Source organism: Macrococcus sp. GL_134 (assembly GCF_057834705.1).
This window is the reverse complement of sequence record NZ_CM174409.1, coordinates 1,991,457-2,014,284: the sequence shown is the minus strand read 5'-3', so window position 1 is coordinate 2,014,284 and position 22,828 is coordinate 1,991,457. Positions and strand designations below refer to the sequence as shown.

The following is a 22,828-nucleotide window of genomic DNA, read 5'->3' as shown; positions in this document are numbered from 1 at the left end:
AATCTCCTATCCGCTTACCGCTTCTAATTTATCCATCATGTCTTTATCCATCTGTTCAGTCACATGGCTGTATATCTGTAACGTGGTCTTATGGTCTGTATGTCCAACTCTATCCATAATAGCCCGTAGTGACACACCTAACTGACTTAACAGCGATATATGGCTATGTCTTAGCGTGTGAGTGGTCACATGCTTATTAATCATCTTCTTGCCCTGGTCGTCCTTTATGTCGTCTACAGCCGTCTTGATGTTACGATTGACGGAAGTAAGAGCCATAGGGTTACCGTAGTGATTGGTGAAGATGAAGCCACGATCTATATAGTTGCTGTCCCACTGTATCGCTTTCTTATTCTCTAGCATGACTTTTCGCAAGATGTCACAGCTTCTAGTGGTCAGTGAAATAGTTCTATAGGACGCTTCCGTCTTAGTCGTGTCTTTCACACCGTGACCCTGGTCGTCATCTACCCAGTGGATAGTCCCGTCTATCTCTAGCGTCTGTTTATCAAAGTTGATGTTATTAGGCTGTATAGCCAGTAACTCACCGATACGCATACCGTTAAGAGCCATGAACTCGACTATATAGGCTGTAACCAGGTATGACCGCTTCATATAGCCCGCCCGTTTCTCGTCAGCGAGTGCGTTCAGTTTATCCACTACCATCATGATCTGTGACATTTCTAAATAGTTCTCACGTTTAGCCTTTACCTCGTCCCTGGTCTTAGCTTGCTTAGGGATAGTCACGTCCTCCAGGTAGGATATATCAGCCAGGTTATAACGCTTCTGTGTGTACTTCATGATGTTTCTAACAATGCTCATAGCGTCCTTGATGACCTTATGGCTTAGATTGTCGTTGGAAGTGGAATTGATGAAGTCCTGGAACGTTTCAGCCGTCATATTCTTAACCAGTATGTCTTTATCCACGTTCCGCTTGATGTGTTCAACCTTATAATACTTAGTGGCGATGGTGGACTGTTTAGACCCCGATATTATTTTGTAGTTGCTAAACCATTCATCACACGCCTGGTGGAACGTAAGGCTTTTAAGTGTTGATGGCGTTCTATCATTCAGCTTCTCTTTAATCTTATCCTCTAACCGCTTCTGTGCTTCTTTCTGTGAGGGCTTCGTGTCCTTGTTCATCACTACAGATACACGCTTCCACTTGTCTGTTAAAGGGTCTTTATACTTCTCATAGAAGCGGTGTTTAGTGTCCCCGTGCTTGTCTGTGAACTGTTCTGACCACATTTTTTACCAATCCTTTCTCAATCGAATATTCTCATTTAATTCTTTTAGAAATTCAGCATTGTTTAGTTGCTTATCGATTTCTTTTTTTAATTGAATTAGTTGAGTTTTAGGAAGTAATTTAAGGTCTTCTACAAATTCTTCTAAATTAGGTGCATTCTGTATATCGAAATTGATAAGAAAGTCAATATTTCTATTATCTTCTATAGAGAGTTGATTTAATATCTTATTTTTCACTTCGAATAGTTCATTGTATAAATTAAAGAAATTTGTATCTAATCCTTTTTCATTTAACAATTCAAAACTATCTTTAGATATTGTGTTGGTTAAGAGCAATAGAAAGTTTTCATTATATAAATCAAATAGATGAAAGTTAGATTTAAATTCATATAAATCATTATCAATTTTATATGTTACTACTAAATCAATAGTTTCTAAGCTATGTTTTTCATTATTTACTTCAATTGTATCCATGTACTCATCATGTTTAATCTCCATCAATTCTATTGATACAGGTGAATAAATTAATAAATCATTAATTCCAATATTGAAAAATCTACACAACTCATCTATTGTGTCATATTTTATATTTTGATTTTCATTTCTTATTAATTGCAACAAAGTCGGTCTACTAATCTTTGTATATTCAGATATAGTACTTTGATTAATACGATGAAATTCCATGTAATGCTTTAATGTACATAAAATCATCTTTTTATACCTCCTAAAATTTTTGCTAACTTGTCACACTCGATTATGAATGATTTGATTTCAAAAATCTATAGTTTTGCAAATAAAAGTTGCAATATATTTTTTAGCATGGTAAAGTTTATTCATAAAGTAAACAAAACGTTCAATTATTAATATTTTTGAATGATTTGTTTTCAAATTAGGAGGTCAGAAATGAAAGTTATTATGCAATCAAATGAAGTTAGACAAGCAATGTTACGAGAAGGCTATAATATTTCAGCTTTAGCAGAACAAGTTAAAGTAGGCGTATCATACATGAGCCAAATACTTAACGGCAAGCGTAACCCTAGCCCTAAACTTGCCAAACGTATAGCGGACACCTTGGGCGTAGAGATTGAAGAGATCTTCACGATTGAAGCTAAAAAATAAAGCCATTGAGGGAGGTGATTTCATGAAGACAATGATTAAAACAATGCTTTATCTCATCATTGTGTACAGCCTGGGACAGACCTTTGATATGACAGGACAGCACAGCGTAGCAATTATGTATTTTAGCTTACTGGGTGTTATCACCTACGAAGCGATGAAGTTAGATAGCAAAGGGGGACAAACAAATGAGTAATATCGTTAAGTTACATGAAGAGCCGACACCGCAGAACAGTGTACTTAGAGAAGAACAAGTAGCACCCGTGAAGATGATTTACTGTAAAATCTCGACACTACCGAAGCTATTCAATATCAGCAAGGCGACAGCGTACAGATTTCTGAAAGAAGCGGAGGATATGGAAGAGTTTAAAGGTCGTATCTGTACAGACGTTTCAGCCACTATGACACTCGTCCACATAGACACGTTTAGCGAGTTTTTGAGAAGTAAACACAAGAAGTATCTGTAAAGTTAAACCGCTTCACACACGGCTTATATGAGCCATATCACACTATTAGGAGGACAATTAAATGGTTACTAAAAATGAAGAAATGTTAGGCGACTTAAATATTATCAGCAAGAAATTATCAGCACTATCAAACCTGGTATATGAAAAATTAGAAACAGTGGAAACACACGCTACAGCAGAATGGACTGAAAGCCAGCCAGTCATTAGAAAGTTATATGAAGAAAGCGAAGAAGATTTATATTTGATTGCCACAGTCCTATCAGACATAGCAAAAACAGTAGACCGAACAATAAAAGAGGCCTAGTTAACTAAGCACCTACCACAGCAACCAGTTAACTAAGCCCACAAAAAGAGGACTATTACTAATAGTCCTACTTGCATTTTAACAGAAAGGAAAAGCCCTTTACACTAATTATATCATACCAGGGCTAAGCGTGGGCATGGAAAACACATTAATCACAGTCAATCATTATGCAAGTTTAGACGCACATTCACATATTAAATCAAGTGATCTTACATTCAGTGAGTTAGTGGACTATCTAAGTTATAGCACCGTTTCAGCCAACAAGTATGAGGGCGGGTTATTCCTATTAGGTGACATGTCCGACACGCACCGTATCAATGACCATATCATCAATAAGCACGCCGTCACGTTAGATTATGATGATTTACCCCAGGGCTTTGATTTAATACAGCAGATTAAGGACACGTTAGGCTTCTCATGGATATGCTTCTCAACGCATAACCACACCGCAGACAAGCCACGTTTACGCCTGGTGATACCCTTATCCAGTCCACTTCATAACGACTACTACAGCCAGGCTATAACGGTCATAGATGAAGCGTTAGGCGTGAAGTCAGACCCTAGCAGTGTGAAGCTAAGCCAGGTACAAGCACGCCAGGTATTAAAGACCGCTTCTAGTGATCGTGTGTTTGAAGTGAACGATACACATTTACTTGATACGACTAAGCTAGTAGAAATGATTAAACAGCGACAGCCTAAAGATAAGCCACTCATGACCGCTAGAAGCCCGAGAAGAGACGCTAGTCATTGGTCAGAAATTTGTTACGGGGTCGGCGAGGGACAGCGTAACAGCAGTTTAGCCAGCATTACAGGGCTACTACTCTATAGAGGTGTACCGATAGAAGCGGTCACAGGGCTGTTATGGTGTTGGAATAATAATAATGATGTACCGATGGACGAGAAAGAATTTAAAAAGACGCTCGACAGCATACTGAAGAAGCACCTAGACGGAGGAGGTAAATTAATAACATATGACAACAAAACAGAAGCCGACTGAATTAATAGAATACGCCAACGAAGTCAGACAGGAACATAGCAGTAAATTAGTGAAGTTCGAGAAAGGTCATTCAGAGTTTTGGGACGGCCAAACATTCAAACATGACGAGTTCGCTCAATATATTTTACAGAAGTACCACTTCATCATATTAGATGATGACGCATTACATTGCTTTGAAAAAACACATTATGTATATGTCGATATGGCCAAGTTCAGACGTATTTTAGTTAAAGATATGCCGATACTGAAAGAAGCACAGCGGAAAGAGGTCTACTACAGTCTGATGGCCAGGGCTAAGCAACGCCGACGCTCACACCCTCGCTATCTATCACTTATAAACGGTGTATTTGATGTTAAAGAAAAAGTGCTACACCCCCACAGCACCGACTATATCATCACTAATGATGTTAATGTGATCTATGACCCTAAAGCCTACAGCAAGGACTTAGACAAGTTTTTAGATGATATTGCTAACAACGATAGACAGATTAAGAAGCTGTTATTAGAAAGTGTCGGTTACGGTCTCTATGCTAGTCCATTCATGCAAAAATGCTTCATTCTCTATGCACCAGGAAGCAATGGGAAATCTTCATGGTTTAACTTGCTCTATCAGTTTTATGGTGAAGATAATATAACGCCCCTAAGTCTGAAAGACACAGAGCATGAATTTAAATTGTTCGGGCTGTTAAATAAGATGGTGGCCATTGGTGATGATATTTCAGCTACACGCCTGGAGGACGCAGAGAACTTGAAAAAATTGGTCACGGGGGACGCTATCTATTGTAATAGGAAGTATGAAAGCCCTCTACCCTTGCACAATTATGCTACCTTGATGTATTCCAGTAACCAGTTACCCAACATTAAAGATACGACACACGGACTATACAGACGTTTAACCATCATTCCTTTTATGAATACATTCAGCAAAGAGAAAGGCAACCTGGACTTATCCATCAATGAGAAGCTAGATAATCACATTGTTAGATCCCACTTATTCAATGAAGCGATAAAGGGCTTAGATAGAATACTTGAAAAACAAGAGTTTACCGAGCCTAAAGCAGTCACAGACGCACTACAGCAGTATCAGAAAGATAATAACGTGGTAGTTGAGTTTGTAGAAGATGTCGGCATGGATAAGGTGGTAGACCAGGATAAACAAGAAGTATTTGAACAATTTATTTGGTGGCTAGAGCGTAACGGACTAAAGAAGAAGTCAGCTAAGTTCTTAACCCAGGAACTTGAAAAAGTTTACGGACTAACGGTAAAGCGTTCTTCTAAGCGAGTAAATGGCCTACCGACTAATTACAAAAAATACTCTAAAGGTTAATAAAAAGTGGTCATACAGTACATACAAATAGACATACAAAAAACGTGATAACAACGGGCTTTAAAGTTGTTTGTATGTACACATGTCTACTTGTTGGCTAAAAACTATTATTTAAATAAGTAGTAGTAAGTAATATATAAAGGTTTTGGGATAAAAAAGTGGTCATCTGTACATACATTGACCTTAAACCCTTGATACATAAGGCTTCAAGTGTATGTACACTTTATTAAATTGTATGTATAAAAAATGACATACACAGCGACATAAATACTACATTTCACTACATTAGGAGGCCATCGCATGTATAAAGAGTTTTACGGTGAGAAGCTCACCCAGGAACAGCTAAAGACAATGGATAGAATGATAGAACATTTCAAGAAGCGGTGGGAAGTGGCCAGTATAGAGAAAGAGTTCATAGAGACGACCTATCACGATGGCGGGACAGTGACTAAAAGCGTGGTCTTTCAGTTCACGCTAGCGGAAGAGATCAGAGAAGTGATAACACACGTACTCACGGAGGACATTATCAATGAATGTGAAGCTATTTAGCAAGCGGTATATAGAAAGTCAGCCTTTTACAGATAGGTATGGCGAACTGTCAACAAGAAGAAAAGAGACACAAGAAGAGTATGAAACACGGTTAAATGACTTCCTGGAACAGCACCACATTATAGATATTAAGCCTATCTACAATGGCGATTGGGACGAGGACGGTGGCGGTATCTACTGTGAACTTATGGTGATGTATGAGCCGATGAAAGTCAATAACCCGTTCTCTAATAACTAACCTAACTAGACCGTCTATAATATGGCGGTCTTTCTACTAAAGGTGGTGTATATGGATAAAGCAGTGAGCAACTATTTAGAGCATGAATTAAGGCGTTATAAGGCCATGAAGCAACGCCGGGCATTAGAGGATAGACGACAGCTAGACCGCTTCACAGTAGCAGATATAACTGTCCTAGAACGTTACAGGCGTAGTCAATATAGAAAGCAACTCATAGAAGCGGTAGAAATGGTCTATAACAATCTGAACGACTTAGACAGACAGCTTATAGATCTCTACTACTTTGATAACAGCAGTGTGATAAATGGCGATGGCGTGGCCGACAAGCTACACATATCAAGACGAGACTTCTACAATCGGAAGCGGAAGATTTTAGACCGCCTGGGGGAATGCTTAGGGGTGGAAAGTTAAGATTTTTTAGTGTGGAGGGGGCTAAAACCTCAACAAAACTTAACGTTTACTAATTAATACTAACTTTTAGCATGGCCTAATAGCCCTTAAACCCTTGATATAGAGCGATTTTAGTTAAATGACAATGCAAATTAATGCAAATTTTAGCGAGGTTTTGAGGGTTAAACGGTTAAAGTTGATTAACATTAAGAAATGCTGTCATATCAATGGTTACAGCTATTTTTAGACTTTAATTTATTTTAATTTCAGCGACTTTTAAAGTGTATAATTTCTCAATATATTTAGGTGTTTCGGCTATATAGAACAAGCGAGGTGACATGATGGCATATACAGGTACAAGAAAGCTATGTACGACAGAACTCTTCGAGATCAATATCAATAAGATGAAAGTAAGGGACAGCTTCATAGGGGTGAAGCGGTTAGGCTTAGACTTCACAGATTTTACAATGCCGTGCTATGTCGAGGGTGTAAAGGTTGGATATGGTACACGTTACTTCTTTAGATGTGGTCGATGTAACACCAGGGTGACTAAACTCTATACAGTACCAAAGCCGACAGAGAAGCACACGACAGGCTGTAGGTACTGTTTAGAACTCAATTACATTTCACAGCAAGCGACTAAGACTGATCTAGCGTATGAATACCATTTAATGAAGCGGTATGGCCGTATGTTAGACCCTAATTATCAGTTAGTGGACTTTACAACACCTTGCCCCTGGAAGCCTAAGCACATGCACTATAAGACTTATGAGAAGATAAGGAATAAGTACGAGAAAGCCAGTCATTCAGCACATAAAAAATTCAGTGCAATGATTGGGCCAACTATAGAAAGAATAAGAAAACAGCTATATGGTAAGCCCTCCCCCTAGAATAAATCGGCTATCAAAACAGAAAACAGGAAGCGGGTAGGGGTCTCGACTGTTCAAAAATATAGCCGTCTCGCACGTAAGGGGGGTACCTCACAAAACCTCACATTTCAGAATAATAAGCAATCTATTAAGGAGGTCAGCCATGAAGCTAAAACGATGTAACCAGGTACTTCACTATGAGGGTGGCAAGATAACAGAGTACGAACTACTGACCCGATATAACCCCCGTTTCATCAATGGCAAGATACAGGCTATTCAATATCAGATTAATGCCATGTACTCACTTAACCAGTCGCATGTGACGTGCTGTGATGTAAGAGGTGTGATTAGTGTCAGCTATCCAGTAGATAAGCTAGTGATATGGATCATCGAACAGAAAGAAGCCCTGGAACGATACAAGACCGCTTCTAACAGCAATCTAGCGACACTAAAAAGAATAGTCAGCAGATATACGCCCCAGGAACAGAAAGACATTATCAGATACATGTCTTCTAATGGCCATTACAGACCGATAGGCGTTATAGAACGACTACAGGTAGATTTATATAGAACAGTGAATAACGCCCGTCAGAAGCGGAACAGAGGGCGTAGAGAAGCACAGGAAAGGGCTGTATATGAACACGTAGCACTGATTAAGCAGACCATCAGTAAAGAGCGTGAGGTGTTGGCCATATGATTGAAATAGTAAGATGGGAGTCGTTAACTAAGAATGATATTAGAGTGTTGGAAGCACGGTTAAAGTCCTATCATCAACTTGCTAAAGCATATAAGAATAGACCTAAAGAGTGGTCAGATGATTACTATCGTAATGTAGGGATAATCGTTAACGGGATAACGGAAGCCTACAACGAGTGTACAGCCCTTGAGCAGAATATCATTAAGCTGTCCTACTGGGATATTCAAGAAGACAAGATTATAGCGGAAGTGCTAGGCGTTAAAGTCAGTCATATAAAAGCCCTTAGAACAGAGATACTTAGGCTAGTGGCTAACGCCATATATCATATATGAAATACGATAAAGAAACGGTGAAGCTGTTCATCAAGAATTATCATAAGCACAACGACAGCCAGGACATAGACCAGGTAGAAGATATAGATGACTTCTTTAGCATTACAGACAGCGTGGCCTATGACATGGAGGACAGCACGCACATAGATGAAATAGTGTTCTTCAATGAGTTAGAAGCGGTTATAGAGCAAGTAGGAACGATGAAACAACAGTTCATCTTCTATATGCTGTGTGAGGGTCTGACGTTTGACAAGATAGGTGAAAGATTATTTGTGAGCGGTAAACGAGTAAGACAGATATACGACGATCTACTGAATAAAATATGTGAGTAAGCCCCCGTTTAGTATGACTGGGGTGTTATTTCGAATATAAAATCTTACAGTAGAAAAAAAGCATTATTACACAGTCAATAATTGCTAAGAACGTGTTATATTAGTTAATGACCCTCATAAATGCAAGCGTTCTTGTTGTCTCACGTTATGGAGGACAGAAGCTATTAAAGATACTAGTAATACTAATAAAGACAGACTATCTTTATTAGAACTTTGGGCAATCTTTGAAATTGGAAAGACTGGAGCTGACTACTTCAATTCTCTTTTTGATTTTATGAGTAACTTGCACGTCTTAATAGAAATCGTTAAGATTTTCATGATGTAAGCAAGCACCATTTTTGACTAAGTATTTTGTGACGGTTTAAAGGCGGAGCGGAACTAAACCTACAACAAGCTCGAGGGTAATTTTGAGATATACAACCAAAACAGAAGAAAAGAAAAAATAAAAAACCCCACTCTTTTGAAGGTTAAAAAGAGTTGGGGTTTTGGTTTATTGAGTGACTAGTTCAATAAACAGGATCTTTTTGAATCATTTAGATTCAAATTAATTAACTTGCTAAAGTGACTAAACTTTAGAACAGAAGCTAATACCAGTAACTTTTACTTTGGGTATTATTAATTCTAACAAATACTTTTAAAGAACACTAGTAAAATGCTAAAAATATAATATTTATTCTAATGCGAAGAAATTATAAAAGGATTCAATACCTATATTAAAAACTGTACGCCTCTGATAAAATCAGCAACATCACCACCAATAAAAAGGGCAAAAAAAGGGCAGATAATTGCTACTAAGGGCAACGCCAGGAAACACATTTAATATCTGTACCGCTTCAACCCCTTGATATATAAGGTTTTGAAACTCTATGAAATTTCTCTATTTTCTATTTTGGATTGAGTGGGAATAGCACTAAAAAATCCTCCAACCTTCGCGGTTAGAGGATTTTTGCATTCTATTTAGCATCTTCTTTTGATGGCAGTGGATAGAAACCAGCTTTAAATTGCTGCCATAAGGGTTCAGGTAATTCGTGTTTGTTAGGGTGTTCTGGATCAAAGTAAGAGATGATTTCATCTTCTTTACCTTCTTTGATTTTACCGACAAACGCATGGTCGAGCAGGAGTTCTCTGCCGACTGCGATGAGTTCTACGCCTGTGTTCAGTGCTTCAATCGCGTCATCAGCTGTGAAGATTGAGCCGATTCCGATTAACGGCATACGTCCGTCTACCCATTGATGCAGCAACTGAATACGATTTTCGCCTGCGTATTTCCCTTCATGAACATCACCATGAATGCGCATCAGTGAAGCATGTAAATAGTGAAGCGGTTTTTCGATCAAGCGTTTGATAAGTTCTTCAGTGAGTTCCATTTTAATCCCTGGGTTGAATGCTTCTTCTGGTGAGAAGCGATAACCGATAATAAAGTCATCGTTGCCGTGTTCTTGTACTGTTTTAAAGACTTCATCGACGACTTTCAGTGCAAATAAAAATGGATCTTTCCACTGGTCAGTCCGCTTGTTGAAGTGAGGAGAGACAAACTGATGGATAATATAGCCGTTTGCGCCGTGAATCTCTACACCATCGAATCCTGCCTCAATCGCACGACGTGTTGCTTCGCCGAATGCTTTGATGGTTTCGTCGATTTCGTCTTCTGTCATTTCTCTCGCACTATGTGTGTGGTCCTGCCCGAAGCTTTTCAGCTCCATCGGGCTTGGTCCGACTACATCGCCGTTTGGTGTATATTCTGGTAATGCCTGCACGCCGCCGTGATGAATCTGTACGATGGCTTTTGCGCCGTTCTTTTTCATAGCAGACGCTAGGCGTGTCAATCCCTCTATATCACTGTCATGCGCGATAGAAGGCTGGCCTGGAAAGGCTTGCCCGATTTCTAATATATGAGACGCTGCTGTAAGGGACAAGCCGACATCTTTAGAGCGGCTTTCCATGTAAGGAATCTCTCTATCAGCAATTGTTCCGTCTTCATTAGAAGAAGTGTGAGTCATCGGTGCCAGCACAAAGCGATTACGCAGTTCGACACCGTTGCTTAATGTTAAAGGTTGAAATAAATCATTATATTTAGTATTCATTGTAATGCCTCCTCGTAACCATCAGTATAGCATCTGGCAACAGAAGGTTTAACAATTCTGCTTGAATATAGAACCCAGTCATTGATACAGCAGCAATCGACTGAACTCACAGTAATTCCTAGAAGTTAATCGCTATTCTAACAACCGTCACTAGTGTTCCATCATTTCATGGGAAATTTCTTCGCCGCTCATATCACTGAAGTAATAAGTCGGCCAGTGTTCGAGTTCTTTGAGCAATGCTGCTCGGTCATTACCCATATAGATATGGAAATGAGAAGCACGTTTCGGAGCGATGTTGTGGTCGCTGAACTGGATATACATCGGTGCTTTTTGATCACCTGATGTTTTCTTGAAGGTGAAGTGAATGCCGCGATTTCCTTTGTCGTAGTTCAGAATTTCTTTGCCATCATATTCATAACGTCCTGAATAATGCTGCTCGCCTTTATAGAAATCAATTTGTTCTTCACCAATATTGATTCTTGAAACATCTGTTTTATAGCCTGTCTTATAGTATGCTTTATACTCTTCTGCTGTCATACTTTCGTCTTCATCTGCTTTATGCTCGAATACTTTATCTAGTGTGCCATCTTTCAAGTAAGGATATACAGATTGCCAGTCGCCTTTCCAATCTGTAAGTGCTCTGTCTTTCACCATATGATCTTCGAAATAGCCGTCGTAAATCTTTTTTTCGTCAGTTGTCATATGGTGGTGATGTTCAGTATGTTCTTCTGTATTTTTTTCTGCTGTCTTAGTTTGTGGACCACATGCTGTAAGTGAGCTGCATATTGTCAGTGCGGCAATGCTTTTCATTAAATAAGAATACTTCATCATTTAGTCTCTCGATGTAGTGTGACTTTTCTTAACCTCGGACAATACTTCTTAAGTTCTATTCTTTCGGGGATAGTCCGCTTATTTTTCGTCGTGATATAATTTCTATCCCCTGATTCAGTACATGCTAATGTAATGGTGACACGTATATGATTACTCCTTTTTTAAATCGTATTAATTACGTTTTATACAATAACGTAAATCTCTCTGTTTGTAAATAGTAATAATTACGTTTTATTGCTTTTGCTATAATTAACAGAATAGGAGTTGATGATGATGATTAAATTAAAGAACCCGAGTGCTGTTTATTTGAAAGGAGGCAGTCATGCGATTCTGCTGCTGCATTCTTTTACAGGGACAGTCAGAGATGTCAAAGATCTCGCAAAACGACTTAATGAAGCGGGCTTTACCACTTATGCCCCGCCATATTCCGGTCATGGATTGATCCTTGAAGATTTTGTGGAATATGATACAGATGATTGGTGGCAGCAGGTGGTTGATAGTTATGATTTTTTGAAGCAGGAAGGTTATACGACTATCAGTGCTGTAGGTATCTCATTAGGCGGATTATTTACACTGAAACTGCTTGAGACGTATACGGATATTGAGCGTAGCATTGTGATGTCTGTCCCTCGATACAAGGATGAAGCAGGGGTGAGCGACCGTCTTCAACAATATGGTATGCGTCTTAATCAGATGCTGGGTATGTCGGACGAAGAACATATGAGACAACTCAAGTATGTTAACGATTATTATCAAGGAACAACTAAATTCACTATGATGGTTCAGCACGTTATGGACCATCTGCACGACATCAAAACACCTGTGCTGGTCATGTACGGTGAACGCGATGACATCAGTTACGCTGACAGTGCGCAGTTCATCTATAATGAACTGACGGGTCAGAAGAATCTCGAAAGTATTGCTGAAGCAGGTCACTTGATGACACTTGGTCGAGGGCAGACAGCGACTGAAGCGCAAATACTTGCTTATTTTGGTCGAGCGGACATCTGATCCGACATGAGGGATTATTAGTAATTTTAGTACAAAAATATATTATCGATTATTGATCGACAATAATATAGAACACACTTTAAGTCAGTGTGTTTTTTAATATATCATTATGAATACGTTTACAATTTTATCTTGACTTATCTAATCAAAAAGTATAAATTATTAGTAAGTTAACTTAATTAAATTAATTAATAAAGTAATTAGAGGGAATGGGAGGAAATTAAGCTATGAAAAACGCAAAGATTGTGTCTATTTTAGTTCTTATGCTTTCGGTAATTTTGGCGGCTTGTGGTGGAAATAACGATGGTGGGTCCTCAAAATCTAATGGTGGGAAAGATGTTACTTTCTGGGCACCATTTTCAGGTCCTGATGGTCCAAATATGAAACAGATTGTTGAAGATTATAACAAGTCACAAAAAGATTTTAATGTAAAACTACAGATTGTTCCACAAAATGATTACTACAAAACAGTTGACTTAGCATTAAATGGTAAGAAAGACGCTCCTGATGTAATGATTATGCATGGTGATCAAATTAGAACATACGCTGAAAAAGATGTAATTCAATCGCTTGATTCATTTATAGGAGATAAAATCAAAAAAGATGATTATCACAAAAATGCATGGAATGGTACTGAAGTAGACGGTAAATTATACGGTGTTCCTTTAGATATTCACCCATTAATGTTGTACTGGAACAAAGAATTATTCAAAAAAGCTGGTCTTGACCCAGATAAAGCACCACAAACTGGTGAGGAATTTGTTGGTTATGCTAAAAAATTAACAAATGATAAAGGGCAATACGGTTATGTTGTACCAACATTGTGGCCGCAACAATTTATCTTCCCAACACTTGTATATCAAAATGGTGGAAAATTAATTGAGAATGACAAAGTAGATTATACTTCAAAAGCAGCAATTGACGCTTTACAGTTCGAACATGACTTAATTTTCAAAGATAAAGTATCTCCTAAAAACGTCCAACAAGATGGTGAGTTAACATTATTCCTTCAAGGTAAAAACGCAATGACAATGAATGGACCTTGGATGATGAACCAATTTGAAGAATCGGGAATTGATTATGGTGTTGCACCTGTCCCGCAATTTGGTGATACAGAAGCTGTTTACGCTAACTCACATAATTTCGTTATTCCAACTTCAGTTAAAGATGATAAAGTCAAAGACGCAATCGAAAACTTTATCGCTTATGTCGGTGAAAATGGTATGGAATGGGCTAAATCAGGTCAAGCTCCAGCAGCTAAAGCAGTTTACGAGAGTGATGACTTCAAGAAGATGAAACAACAGCCGGAAGTGGCAAAATCATTTGATAAAGCAAAATTTTCACCGAACGTATCAAACTGGGGTCCTGTATCTGATCCACTATACAAAGGTGTGAATGAAGCATTATTAAATAAAAAATCAGTTGAAGAAGCACTAAAAGATGCAGCTGAGAAATCACAAAAAGAAATTAAATAAAAATTATAAAGAGGTATGTCTTTTGACTTACCTCTTGATTATTATAAGGCAGGTGTTATACGTTGAAACGTAATAAAGGATCCATTACATCGTTATTGTTTGTTATTCCTTACTTAGTGATGTTTCTATTATTTTTAATTATTCCATTAGTTTATGGTCTGTGGATTAGTTTGCACGATTGGAATTTGATTTCTCCGAACCACAAATTTGTTGGCTTCAAAAACTATTTTGAAATTTTAAAACCAGGTACTTCTGAACACGATTTATTTGTCCGCGGTCTTCTTAATACACTGAAATTTGTAGTTTTTAGTGTGCCGCTATTAGTAGCCTTGGGTCTTGCATTAGCATTGCTATTAAATAGCTTACCGCAGAGATTAAGAGGATTTTTTAGAACAATTTATTTTATTCCATATTCTATTTCTGTTTCAATAGTTGCAGTTTTATGGTTATGGATGTTAGATACAAACTCTGGATTAATTAACCAGACATTAGCCAAATTTGGCATGGGACCAATACCGTGGCTTACAGAAACAAACTTAGCATGGTTTTCAATAGTTTTAGCTACATTATGGTGGACTATTGGATTTAATATGATTATCTTCATAAATGCATTAAATGAAGTTTCAGAAGAAATGTACGAAGCTGCAGATATAGATGGGGCGAATTCAGTCACAAAATTTAGATTTATTACTTTGCCAACCATTAAACCTGTTCTGTTGTTCGTTCTTGTTACTTCAACCATTGCTTCTTTTAATATTTATGGACAACCTTATTTAATGACTAGAGGCGGTCCCGGCGATTCGACTGAAGTTTTATTAATGGGAATTGTTAAAGAAGCATTTACTTTAAGACAAATTGGATCCGCTTCAGCAATGGCCGTTATAATGACGTTAATTATTATTGTTATTTCTATATTCCAATTTATCTTCTTAAATAGAAAGGAGAAAACATCATGAGAAGAACACGCTTATTAAAAAATTCGATTTTAATATTAATTGCATCTATCGTTGCACTATTCTTTCTCACTCCTTTAGTTTGGATGATTTCCACTGCATTTAAAAATGACTTTGAAGCAATAGGTACAGTGAGCTTAATTCCAAAAGAGATAACGGTTGAAAACTTTCAATATTTCTTTGACTCTATGAACTCAGATTCACCTGTATTAAGATGGATGTTCAATTCTATTTTTGCAGGTGTTGTTGGCACGATTATTGTTGTAGTTATTGATTCAATGGCTGCTTATGCATTAGCACGTTTAGACGTACCGATGAAAAAAATACTAATACCATTGATCATTAGTACATTAATGATTCCATGGGTTATTACTTTCCTCCCAATGTATATGCAGTTTAATAATGCTGGATTGTTAAACACTTTTGCACCATTAATTCTTCCGTATTCAGCTAATGCCTTTGGCGTATTTTTACTGTACCAATATTTTAGAAGCTTTCCGACTGAATTAGAAGAAGCGGCACGTATTGATGGGGCAAATAAATGGCAGATATTTACGAAAATTGCTCTACCAAGTGCCCGGCCATTATTAGCGACACTTGCCATCTTTACTTTTATGGGAATTTACAATGACTTTTTGTGGCCGCTTGTATCTACAAGTTCACCAGAAATGAGAACTTTAACAACAGGTATCGCTATTATGTCACAAGGTAGTTTTGTTTCTTCGTATGGTAAGCTCATGGCGTTGACAACAATCGCAACTATTCCAATTGTCATCGTATTTATTATTGGACAGAAACAATTGATTAAAGGTGTTACTCAATCAGGCATTAAGTAGGAGGAATTTTTAGTTATGATGCGGACAGAATATCCACGACCTCAATTTGTAAGGGAAAACTGGACAAATTTGAATGGGAAATGGGATTTTACTTTCGATGATAAGAATATAGGGTTACAAGAAAAATGGAATGCAACATTTCCAACGGACAGAACTATTAATGTGCCATTTGCATTTCAAACTAAACTGAGTGGTATTCATGATACATCATTTCATGATGTTGTTTGGTATCGCAGAAATTTTGATATTAATATAGAAAAACAGAACAGATGGATTCTTCATTTCGGGGCAGTAGATTACCATTCTCATATTTTTGTTAACGGTCAGCTTGTTAAGGAGCACATTGGTGGCAACAGTTCTTTCTCTGTGGATATTACAAATAATTTGCAGAGTGGCAGTAATGAACTTATTGTCAGAGCATTTGATCCTTCTACAGATGAAACAATCCCTAGAGGCAAGCAGTACTGGCATGAAGAATCTGCTTCCATCTTCTATACGCGTACTACAGGAATTTGGCAGACAGTCTGGCTGGAAGAAGTTCATGTTTGTCATATAGAAGAAATAAGATGGACGGCTGATATTGACAGTGGAAACATACAATTAGAACTTAATACTTCTGAACAACATAAAGATTTACTGCTCAACGTTAAAATATCATTTAATAAGCAAGTGTTGGTAAACGATATCATGCAGCTGAATGAAACTTACTTTAAACGTTCTTTCAATATAAGAGGTCATTTTTGTGATCGCAGCAACATTCATAATGATGGCTGGTACTGGACGCCGGAAAACCCTAATTTATTTGATGTGACACTTTCTCTTACTTTAGAAGGGGAAGTTGTAGATCAAGTTGAAAGTTATTTCGGCATGAGAAAAGTTGGCACTCATAATGGTAGATTTCAATTAAACAATAAAGATTACTATCAGAAATTAGTATTAGATCAAGGATATTTTCCAGATGGCTTATTAACAGCACCATCAGATGAAGATTTAAAAAACGATATTATTCTTGCAAAAGAGTTAGGTTTTAATGGTGCAAGAAAGCATCAAAAAGTAGAAGATCCAAGGTACCATTACTGGGCTGACAAATTAGGTTTTCTTGTTTGGGGAGAAATGGCAGGCGCTTCAGAATTCAGTGAAAAATCAGTTGAACGCCTTACAAATGAATGGATTGAAGTAATAAACAGAGACTACAACCATCCTTCAATAGTTGCGTGGATGCCTCTTAACGAAAGCTGGGGTATCAGCAGAGTGAATCATGACAAACAACAGCAGGCTCATTCTCTAGCCATGTACTATTTAACGAAATCATTGGATACTACACGTGTCGTGTTTTCTAATGATGGCTGGGAACATACAAAGTCGGATATTTGCGGTATACACAATTATTCCAGTGCTGAGCAAATAATGAAAAATTATAGCGACTTAAATTCAACATTATCAATTAAACCTGCCAATCGAGAAATATATGCCCAAGGATTCAACTATGACGGCGAACCAATTATGATTACTGAATATGGTGGCATTGCTTATGCTATTGAGGATAAAGGCTGGGGTTATTCATCGGTTAAATCTGATGAAGAGTTAATTGCAGCATATAGAGCAGTCACTAAAGCGATAGGAGACGCCCCTCTTATCCACGGCTTCTGTTATACACAGTTGACTGATGTAGAGCAGGAAATCAACGGGTTACTCACATACGACCGGAAAAAGAAATGCGATATAGCTGTCATTAAAGAGATCAACGACAGCATTGTCAATCATATTTAACAGCGTTTGAAATACATCCATATTTTGACGAAAAAGAAACACGATTGTCTACGAACAACAACGAGTTGTTATAATAGACATATCGTGTTTCTTTATTTTACTTACAATCATTCATCTGAACTTTTTTCTATTTGAGCTATAAATTTCTTGAATGGTTCAATAGATTTAAATACGCCTGCATCTTCAAGTATTAAAGCAAACTTATTGCCTAGCGCAGTATCTACATAATTATTGATGAGTGCTTTATCAGCGGGAAGTCCTTTTTTCAGTGTCTGCACCCAGTCATTATGAATTTCATTGAAGGATTCGACATTACCAGCAAGATAATTTTTAATTTCTTCGATATCGTCTTTCAAACGTGGTGGGAGAACTGCAAGTCCCATGACTTCGATAAGGCCTATATTTTCTCTTTTAATATGATGATGCTCATCATGTGGATGAAAAATCCCTGATGGATGCTCGTCGTTAGTTCTGTTGTTACGAAGTACTAAATCTAATTCAAATGAGTCATTGTTAACACGAGCGATAGGTGTAATAGTATTATGCGGCTCTTCTCCTGTGTGAGAAATAATTTCATTCTCTTGATCTGAATAGTTTCTCCACTCTGTAAGTATATGAGAAGCGGCACTAATTAATTCAGACTTGTCCTGACCTGACAATCTAATCACTGACATCGGCCAATTAAGAATAGAAAATTGAGTATGACTGAAGCGCGGGATATTAAATTCGTAAAGATGTTGTGCTTTAGCCATAGCAAATGTATAATTTCCTGCTTGATAATGGTCGTGAGTTAACATAGAACCTCCTACAATAGGAAGATCCGCATTAGAGCCAATAAAATAATGAGGAAATTTCTCCACAAATTCAATTAAGCGGACAAATGTTTCCCGGTTAATCTGCATAGGAGTATGATGTTTAGAAAGTACAATCGCATGTTCATTATAGTATGAATAAGGAGAGTACTGGAAAAACCAATCTTCATCGTTTAGCTTGATATTAATCATTCGATGATTGGCACGCGCAGGATAATTAAGTCGACCTTGGTATCCTTCATTTTCAATACAAAGCATACACTTTGGATAGGATGTCTCCTGCGTAGTTAAACTGAGTGATTTCAAGCGTTTAATTTCCTCTGGATCTTTTTCAGGTTTTGATAAATTAATCGTGATGTCCAATTCACCATATTTTGTATCACTTAAGTAGTGAACATTTTTGGCGATACGTTCAGTTTGTATATAGTTGCTGACCTTGCTTAAATGATAAAAATATTGGGTGGCTTCTTCTGGATTTTGTTCAGCTCTTGTGTAAAATTTCTGTTCAATGATGGACGGTGCATCTATAAAAACATCCATAATTTCAGCTGATTTGATTTCCTTTGTATCCAGTAAGTTCTCAATGACTCCCTGGTCGGCAAGAATAACTGTAATGGCATTAAGAATTTCAGGGATACTATCATAGTTGTTGTCTGTCAGCAAATGATCAGTTGGCTCTATATGACAAAGACTCGCTATTCTATTCTTAAAATATATTTTATCTCTAACATTAATAATATGCTGTTCTTCTACCCGCTCGATTAAAGTATTGATTAATGATTCTAACTTCATTTGTCATCCCATCCTTTAAGGTTATTGGAATGCCAGTTCCATGCATCTGTAATAATTTTGTTGATATGTGTACGAGTAGGATTCCACTTAAGTACATGCTTTGCTTTTTCAGCGCTGGCGACTAAAGTTGCAGGGTCGCCTGCACGGCGGTCACCGATTTGCTGCTGAATTTTTTTGCCGGTAACTGACTCGACGGTATCTACAATTTGTCTGACTGAGAATCCAGTACTGCTACCGAGGTTAAAAACATCACTTTTACCACCATCGGTTAAGTATTTCAGTGCAAGAATATGCGCATCAATCAGGTCTTCTACATGAATATAATCTCTAATGCAAGTGCCGTCTTCAGTGTTGTAATCATCACCGAATATAGTTACAAAAGGTCTTTGTCCTAATGCGGCCTCAATAACAATAGGGATAAGATGAGTTTCTGGTGAATGGTCTTCACCAATTTCTCCGCTTTCTTTTGCTCCAGCCACATTAAAGTAACGCAGGGCCACATAGTTGAAATCGTTCGCCCGACTGTTCCACTGCATCATTTTTTCCATCATGAGTTTGGATTCACCATACGGATTTGTGGGATTTGCTGACATATCTTCTGTAATAGGTACAACATCTGGTTCTCCGTATGTGGCAGCAGTTGAGCTGAAGACGATATATTTAACATGATGATCATTCATCACTTCCAGCAGAACTTGAGCGCCATAAACATTGTTGTTGAAGTATTTCATTGGTGCTTTAACAGATTCTCCGACTAATGAAAAAGCCGCGAAGTGAATGACTGCTTCAATATCTTCCTGCTCAAAAACGTTATCCAAAAAAGCTTTATCCCGCATATCTCCTTCATAAAACTTTGCATTCTGATGCACTGCTTTTCTATGGCCTGTTACTAAGTTGTCGACAACAACTACATCATACCCTTGCTCAATTAATTGGTGTACAGCATGAGAACCGATATACCCCGCACCACCAAGTACTAATACTTTCATTTTATCTCAGCTCCTTCTAGTTTTCTAGGTCCATCACTTATAGAAAATTCATAGACGTCCGGCTCATATCCTATTTCTTCAGAGTAGCTATTAATTAAAGTCTGCTTATATAATTCGGTCGATTCATTTTCAACTAATGCTATAGCACATCCTCCAAAACCTGCACCTGTCATCCTGCTTCCCAGTACGTACGGTAATGACGAAGAAATATTGTAAATAGTGTCAAGCTCATGTCCAGTTACTTCATAATGATCCTTTAACGACTGGTGAGATTCATTCATTAATCTTCCAAATGTTTTTAAGTCGTTGTTTCTCAGTGCTTCAAACGACTGTAAAGTTCTATTATTTTCATAGACAACATGGCGGGCTCGTTTAACTAATTTACTATCATCGATAAGATGGATATTTTCTTCAAACTGTTCAGGAGATAAATCGCATAAATCTTCTATTGCAAGTTTTTTTTGTAATTGTTTTAAAGCTGATTCGCATTCAGTTCTTCTTTCGTTATATTTAGAATCTGCGAGTTCTCGTCGTTTATTGCTATTGATTACTATCAGCGTATGATTGTTTAGCTTGAAAGGAGCATAGCTGTAAGATAAATCTTCACAGTTAAGTAAGAGGGCATGATCTTTTTTCCCCATACCAATGGCAAATTGATCCATGATTCCGCTGTTTAGACCGATATAATCATTTTCAACTTTTTTCCCTATTTTAATCTGCTCGATTGTTGATAAGTTCAAATGATATATATCATTCAACAGAAAAGTAGTAAGCAGTTCGATGGAAGCGGAAGACGACAATCCAGCACCATTCGGAATGTCGCCGTAATAACAAATATTCAATCCGTGAGTAATAGAATGAGATGTTTCAGTAATATATTTAAGGACTCCTTTAGGATAGTTAGCCCACTTATCAACAGCTTGATAATCGAGTTGATCTAAATTAATAATAAACACGCCATCTTCTTTGAAGTTGACAGAAAAAAGGTGGAATTCATTGTCATCTCTCTTTGAGACAGTTGCGAAAGTACCGGCAGATATAGCAGCAGGGAAAACATGTCCGTTGTTATAGTCTAGGTGTTCACCGATCAAGTTGATTCTACCAGGAGAAAAATAAAAAGATTGGGGGGGCGCATTAAATAAATTTGTAAATTTCTCAGTTAAAATCTGAATGTTAATGGCCATTAATTGTTACCTCCATTTAATAAGATTAGTTTTGTAATTAAGAAGGGATAATGATATAGTATACTTAATTAATTAATTTAATTAAGTATATCGTTAAATGAGTATGAAAGCAAGAAACCAATAATATAGAGGTGACTAAGATGGCAAGTATTAATTTTGAGAATGTTTACAAAGTTTATGAAGATGGTTATGAGGCAGTCAAAGATTTTAATTTAACCGTAGAAGATAAAGAATTTATTGTTTTTGTAGGACCGTCCGGCTGTGGAAAATCCACTACTTTGAGAATGCTCGCTGGTTTAGAAGACATATCAAAAGGGACTATAGCGATAGATAATAACGTAGTTAATGATGTGACGCCGAAAAATCGGGATATTGCAATGGTATTTCAAAACTATGCATTATATCCTCATATGACTGTTTATGAAAATATGGCGTTCGGATTAAAGCTGAAGAAAGTGAATAAAAATGAGATTAAAGAACGCGTCAATGAAGCGGCAGACATACTAGGAATTAAAGATTTATTGAATAAAAAACCAAAAGCAATGTCTGGCGGTCAAAGGCAGAGAGTAGCTTTAGGAAGAGCCATTGTAAGAAAACCTAAAGTTTTTTTAATGGATGAACCACTGTCCAATTTAGATGCTAAATTACGAGTCCAGATGAGATCTGAAATTTCTAAACTGCATAATCGTTTAGGAGTAACTACAATTTATGTCACTCATGATCAGACAGAAGCAATGACTATGGCTTCTCGAATTGTAGTAATGAAAAATGGAGTGATTCAACAAATAGGAGCACCTAAGGAAGTATATGATTATCCTGTTAATATTTTTGTCGGTGGTTTTATTGGAAGTCCTGCAATGAATTTTATTGATGCTTATTTAGATAACGGGAAAGTGAAGGTTGGAAATTCTGTTATAACAATTCCTGAAGGGAAGATGAAGAAACTAGCAGCTTATAATGGAAAAAATATCGTCATTGGCATTCGGCCTGAAGATTTACATGATGAACCTCTATTTCTTCAGTCATCTCCAGATAGTGTTATCACTGCAAAAACTGAAGTTGTTGAACTCCTTGGATCTGAATCTATTTTATTTACAGAGGTCAATGGCAATCAAGTTATTGCTAAATTAGATTCACGTTTTGATTATAAGGTGGGAGAGATGATTGATCTTGCTTTAGATTTAAATAAACTTCACTTTTTTGATAAAGAAACAGAACTTGCTATAAGATAGGA

The 22,828-nt window shown here is 37.3% G+C and carries 26 protein-coding genes; 18 read left to right on the top strand and 8 right to left on the bottom strand.

All coding sequences use genetic code 11. The features are described from left to right. Positions 1-6: 6 nt before the first annotated feature. Entirely contained in the window at positions 7-1,242 is a 1,236-nt protein-coding gene (locus AC3IPL_RS10680) for a tyrosine-type recombinase/integrase (RefSeq protein ID WP_489241015.1), read from the bottom strand. Positions 1,243-1,245: 3 nt separating this feature from the next. Beyond that, positions 1,246-1,950 carry a helix-turn-helix domain-containing protein gene (locus tag AC3IPL_RS10675; RefSeq protein ID WP_489241014.1) on the bottom strand — a complete coding sequence of 235 codons (705 nt, stop codon included), beginning with the start codon at positions 1,948-1,950 and terminating at the stop codon, positions 1,246-1,248. Positions 1,951-2,142: 192 nt separating this feature from the next. Here AC3IPL_RS10675 and AC3IPL_RS10670 point away from each other — a divergent pair, with 192 nt between their 5' ends. The 12 genes from AC3IPL_RS10670 (at position 2,143) to AC3IPL_RS10615 (ending at position 8,857) form a co-directional block, all read left to right on the top strand. Then, positions 2,143-2,358: a helix-turn-helix transcriptional regulator gene (locus AC3IPL_RS10670; RefSeq protein WP_489241013.1), complete on the top strand. Its 216-nt coding sequence runs from the start codon at positions 2,143-2,145 to the stop codon at positions 2,356-2,358. Positions 2,359-2,380: 22 nt separating this feature from the next. Continuing rightward, a complete protein-coding gene (locus AC3IPL_RS10665; RefSeq protein WP_489241012.1) occupies positions 2,381-2,551 on the top strand; it encodes a hypothetical protein in 171 nt (56 codons plus the stop codon). Beyond that, positions 2,544-2,822 carry a helix-turn-helix domain-containing protein gene (locus AC3IPL_RS10660; RefSeq protein ID WP_489241011.1) on the top strand — a complete coding sequence of 93 codons (279 nt, stop codon included), beginning with the start codon at positions 2,544-2,546 and terminating at the stop codon, positions 2,820-2,822. Before AC3IPL_RS10665 ends, AC3IPL_RS10660 begins: the two co-directional genes overlap by 8 nt. 61 nt (positions 2,823-2,883) lie before the next feature. After that, on the top strand, positions 2,884-3,126 hold the full coding sequence (locus tag AC3IPL_RS10655) for a hypothetical protein (RefSeq protein ID WP_489241010.1): 243 nt from the start codon (positions 2,884-2,886) through the stop codon (positions 3,124-3,126). 136 nt (positions 3,127-3,262) lie between these two features. Beyond that, positions 3,263-4,123 carry a primase C-terminal domain-containing protein gene (locus AC3IPL_RS10650; protein WP_489241009.1) on the top strand — a complete coding sequence of 287 codons (861 nt, stop codon included), beginning with the start codon at positions 3,263-3,265 and terminating at the stop codon, positions 4,121-4,123. Next, positions 4,098-5,450 carry a DNA primase family protein gene (locus tag AC3IPL_RS10645; protein ID WP_489241008.1) on the top strand — a complete coding sequence of 451 codons (1,353 nt, stop codon included), beginning with the start codon at positions 4,098-4,100 and terminating at the stop codon, positions 5,448-5,450. The genes AC3IPL_RS10650 and AC3IPL_RS10645 overlap by 26 nt, the downstream gene beginning before the upstream one ends. A 300-nt stretch (positions 5,451-5,750) precedes the next feature. Further along, a complete protein-coding gene (locus AC3IPL_RS10640; protein WP_489241007.1) occupies positions 5,751-5,999 on the top strand; it encodes a hypothetical protein in 249 nt (82 codons plus the stop codon). Further along, the gene (locus AC3IPL_RS10635; RefSeq protein ID WP_489241006.1) at positions 5,980-6,237 is read left to right on the top strand and encodes a hypothetical protein; all 258 of its coding nucleotides are present in this window, start codon (positions 5,980-5,982) and stop codon (positions 6,235-6,237) included. Before AC3IPL_RS10640 ends, AC3IPL_RS10635 begins: the two co-directional genes overlap by 20 nt. Before the next feature lie 51 nt (positions 6,238-6,288). Continuing rightward, complete coding sequence (locus AC3IPL_RS10630; protein ID WP_489241005.1) at positions 6,289-6,648, top strand: hypothetical protein; 360 nt, start codon at positions 6,289-6,291, stop codon at positions 6,646-6,648. 1,011 nt (positions 6,649-7,659) lie between these two features. Continuing rightward, the gene (locus AC3IPL_RS10625) at positions 7,660-8,193 is read left to right on the top strand and encodes a pathogenicity island protein (RefSeq protein ID WP_489241004.1); all 534 of its coding nucleotides are present in this window, start codon (positions 7,660-7,662) and stop codon (positions 8,191-8,193) included. Then, positions 8,190-8,525 carry a hypothetical protein gene (locus AC3IPL_RS10620; RefSeq protein ID WP_489241003.1) on the top strand — a complete coding sequence of 112 codons (336 nt, stop codon included), beginning with the start codon at positions 8,190-8,192 and terminating at the stop codon, positions 8,523-8,525. Before AC3IPL_RS10625 ends, AC3IPL_RS10620 begins: the two co-directional genes overlap by 4 nt. After that, the gene (locus AC3IPL_RS10615) at positions 8,522-8,857 is read left to right on the top strand and encodes a hypothetical protein (RefSeq protein WP_489241002.1); all 336 of its coding nucleotides are present in this window, start codon (positions 8,522-8,524) and stop codon (positions 8,855-8,857) included. Before AC3IPL_RS10620 ends, AC3IPL_RS10615 begins: the two co-directional genes overlap by 4 nt. Positions 8,858-9,810: 953 nt before the next feature. Here AC3IPL_RS10615 and AC3IPL_RS10610 read toward each other — a convergent pair. The 3 genes from AC3IPL_RS10610 to rpmG form a co-directional block, all read right to left on the bottom strand. Further along, the gene (locus AC3IPL_RS10610) at positions 9,811-10,941 is read right to left on the bottom strand and encodes an NADH-dependent flavin oxidoreductase (protein WP_489241001.1); all 1,131 of its coding nucleotides are present in this window, start codon (positions 10,939-10,941) and stop codon (positions 9,811-9,813) included. A gap of 150 nt (positions 10,942-11,091) precedes the next feature. Continuing rightward, complete coding sequence (locus tag AC3IPL_RS10605) at positions 11,092-11,772, bottom strand: metal-binding protein ZinT (RefSeq protein ID WP_489241000.1); 681 nt, start codon at positions 11,770-11,772, stop codon at positions 11,092-11,094. Then, positions 11,769-11,918, bottom strand: coding sequence for a 50S ribosomal protein L33 (gene rpmG, locus AC3IPL_RS10600; protein WP_489242350.1), 150 nt, complete (start codon positions 11,916-11,918; stop codon positions 11,769-11,771). The genes AC3IPL_RS10605 and rpmG overlap by 4 nt, the downstream gene beginning before the upstream one ends. A 124-nt stretch (positions 11,919-12,042) precedes the next feature. On the opposite strand from rpmG, the gene AC3IPL_RS10595 reads away from it, so the two are divergent. The 5 genes from AC3IPL_RS10595 to AC3IPL_RS10575 all read left to right on the top strand — a co-directional run bounded on the left by AC3IPL_RS10595 (position 12,043) and on the right by AC3IPL_RS10575 (position 17,817). Continuing rightward, positions 12,043-12,783 (top strand): alpha/beta hydrolase, encoded by a 741-nt coding sequence (locus tag AC3IPL_RS10595; RefSeq protein ID WP_489240999.1) that lies wholly within the window; start codon positions 12,043-12,045, stop codon positions 12,781-12,783. 227 nt (positions 12,784-13,010) lie between these two features. Further along, on the top strand, positions 13,011-14,258 hold the full coding sequence (locus tag AC3IPL_RS10590; protein WP_489240998.1) for an ABC transporter substrate-binding protein: 1,248 nt from the start codon (positions 13,011-13,013) through the stop codon (positions 14,256-14,258). 62 nt (positions 14,259-14,320) lie between these two features. Next, entirely contained in the window at positions 14,321-15,214 is an 894-nt protein-coding gene (locus AC3IPL_RS10585; protein WP_489240997.1) for a carbohydrate ABC transporter permease, read from the top strand. After that, positions 15,211-16,047: a carbohydrate ABC transporter permease gene (locus AC3IPL_RS10580; protein WP_489240996.1), complete on the top strand. Its 837-nt coding sequence runs from the start codon at positions 15,211-15,213 to the stop codon at positions 16,045-16,047. The genes AC3IPL_RS10585 and AC3IPL_RS10580 overlap by 4 nt, the downstream gene beginning before the upstream one ends. A gap of 15 nt (positions 16,048-16,062) precedes the next feature. After that, entirely contained in the window at positions 16,063-17,817 is a 1,755-nt protein-coding gene (locus AC3IPL_RS10575; RefSeq protein WP_489240995.1) for a glycoside hydrolase family 2 protein, read from the top strand. Between the two features lie 107 nt (positions 17,818-17,924). Here the strand turns inward: AC3IPL_RS10575 and AC3IPL_RS10570 are convergent, their stop codons facing one another. From AC3IPL_RS10570 to AC3IPL_RS10560, 3 genes are read right to left on the bottom strand one after another with little or no spacing between them, the layout of a single operon-like run. Further along, positions 17,925-19,421, bottom strand: coding sequence for a UDP-glucose--hexose-1-phosphate uridylyltransferase (locus AC3IPL_RS10570; protein WP_489240994.1), 1,497 nt, complete (start codon positions 19,419-19,421; stop codon positions 17,925-17,927). Further along, complete coding sequence (gene galE / locus AC3IPL_RS10565) at positions 19,418-20,410, bottom strand: UDP-glucose 4-epimerase GalE (protein WP_489240993.1); 993 nt, start codon at positions 20,408-20,410, stop codon at positions 19,418-19,420. Before galE ends, AC3IPL_RS10570 begins: the two co-directional genes overlap by 4 nt. After that, positions 20,407-21,594: a galactokinase gene (locus tag AC3IPL_RS10560; protein ID WP_489240992.1), complete on the bottom strand. Its 1,188-nt coding sequence runs from the start codon at positions 21,592-21,594 to the stop codon at positions 20,407-20,409. The genes galE and AC3IPL_RS10560 overlap by 4 nt, the downstream gene beginning before the upstream one ends. Before the next feature lie 140 nt (positions 21,595-21,734). Here AC3IPL_RS10560 and AC3IPL_RS10555 point away from each other — a divergent pair, with 140 nt between their 5' ends. Beyond that, complete coding sequence (locus AC3IPL_RS10555) at positions 21,735-22,826, top strand: ABC transporter ATP-binding protein (protein WP_489240991.1); 1,092 nt, start codon at positions 21,735-21,737, stop codon at positions 22,824-22,826. Positions 22,827-22,828: the final 2 nt, after the last annotated feature.

Excerpts from the sequence above, each read along its gene's own strand:
- AC3IPL_RS10635 (WP_489241006.1), top strand. The coding sequence starts at position 5,980 with ATGAATGTGAAGCTATTTAGCAAGCGGTATATAGAAAGTCAGCCTTTT.
- AC3IPL_RS10575 (WP_489240995.1), top strand. The coding sequence starts at position 16,063 with ATGATGCGGACAGAATATCCACGACCTCAATTTGTAAGGGAAAACTGG.
- AC3IPL_RS10670 (WP_489241013.1), top strand. The coding sequence starts at position 2,143 with ATGAAAGTTATTATGCAATCAAATGAAGTTAGACAAGCAATGTTACGA.
- AC3IPL_RS10660 (WP_489241011.1), top strand. The coding sequence starts at position 2,544 with ATGAGTAATATCGTTAAGTTACATGAAGAGCCGACACCGCAGAACAGT.
- AC3IPL_RS10640 (WP_489241007.1), top strand. The coding sequence starts at position 5,751 with ATGTATAAAGAGTTTTACGGTGAGAAGCTCACCCAGGAACAGCTAAAG.
- AC3IPL_RS10610 (WP_489241001.1), bottom strand. The coding sequence starts at position 10,941 with ATGAATACTAAATATAATGATTTATTTCAACCTTTAACATTAAGCAAC.
- AC3IPL_RS10580 (WP_489240996.1), top strand. The coding sequence starts at position 15,211 with ATGAGAAGAACACGCTTATTAAAAAATTCGATTTTAATATTAATTGCA.
- AC3IPL_RS10625 (WP_489241004.1), top strand. The coding sequence starts at position 7,660 with ATGAAGCTAAAACGATGTAACCAGGTACTTCACTATGAGGGTGGCAAG.
- AC3IPL_RS10650 (WP_489241009.1), top strand. The coding sequence starts at position 3,263 with ATGGAAAACACATTAATCACAGTCAATCATTATGCAAGTTTAGACGCA.
- AC3IPL_RS10605 (WP_489241000.1), bottom strand. The coding sequence starts at position 11,772 with ATGATGAAGTATTCTTATTTAATGAAAAGCATTGCCGCACTGACAATA.
- AC3IPL_RS10560 (WP_489240992.1), bottom strand. The coding sequence starts at position 21,594 with ATGGCCATTAACATTCAGATTTTAACTGAGAAATTTACAAATTTATTT.
- AC3IPL_RS10555 (WP_489240991.1), top strand. The coding sequence starts at position 21,735 with ATGGCAAGTATTAATTTTGAGAATGTTTACAAAGTTTATGAAGATGGT.
- AC3IPL_RS10665 (WP_489241012.1), top strand. The coding sequence starts at position 2,381 with ATGAAGACAATGATTAAAACAATGCTTTATCTCATCATTGTGTACAGC.
- AC3IPL_RS10590 (WP_489240998.1), top strand. The coding sequence starts at position 13,011 with ATGAAAAACGCAAAGATTGTGTCTATTTTAGTTCTTATGCTTTCGGTA.
- AC3IPL_RS10595 (WP_489240999.1), top strand. The coding sequence starts at position 12,043 with ATGATGATTAAATTAAAGAACCCGAGTGCTGTTTATTTGAAAGGAGGC.
- galE (WP_489240993.1), bottom strand. The coding sequence starts at position 20,410 with ATGAAAGTATTAGTACTTGGTGGTGCGGGGTATATCGGTTCTCATGCT.
- AC3IPL_RS10645 (WP_489241008.1), top strand. The coding sequence starts at position 4,098 with ATGACAACAAAACAGAAGCCGACTGAATTAATAGAATACGCCAACGAA.
- AC3IPL_RS10675 (WP_489241014.1), bottom strand. The coding sequence starts at position 1,950 with ATGATTTTATGTACATTAAAGCATTACATGGAATTTCATCGTATTAAT.
- AC3IPL_RS10630 (WP_489241005.1), top strand. The coding sequence starts at position 6,289 with ATGGATAAAGCAGTGAGCAACTATTTAGAGCATGAATTAAGGCGTTAT.
- AC3IPL_RS10570 (WP_489240994.1), bottom strand. The coding sequence starts at position 19,421 with ATGAAGTTAGAATCATTAATCAATACTTTAATCGAGCGGGTAGAAGAA.
- AC3IPL_RS10680 (WP_489241015.1), bottom strand. The coding sequence starts at position 1,242 with ATGTGGTCAGAACAGTTCACAGACAAGCACGGGGACACTAAACACCGC.
- AC3IPL_RS10655 (WP_489241010.1), top strand. The coding sequence starts at position 2,884 with ATGGTTACTAAAAATGAAGAAATGTTAGGCGACTTAAATATTATCAGC.
- AC3IPL_RS10615 (WP_489241002.1), top strand. The coding sequence starts at position 8,522 with ATGAAATACGATAAAGAAACGGTGAAGCTGTTCATCAAGAATTATCAT.
- AC3IPL_RS10620 (WP_489241003.1), top strand. The coding sequence starts at position 8,190 with ATGATTGAAATAGTAAGATGGGAGTCGTTAACTAAGAATGATATTAGA.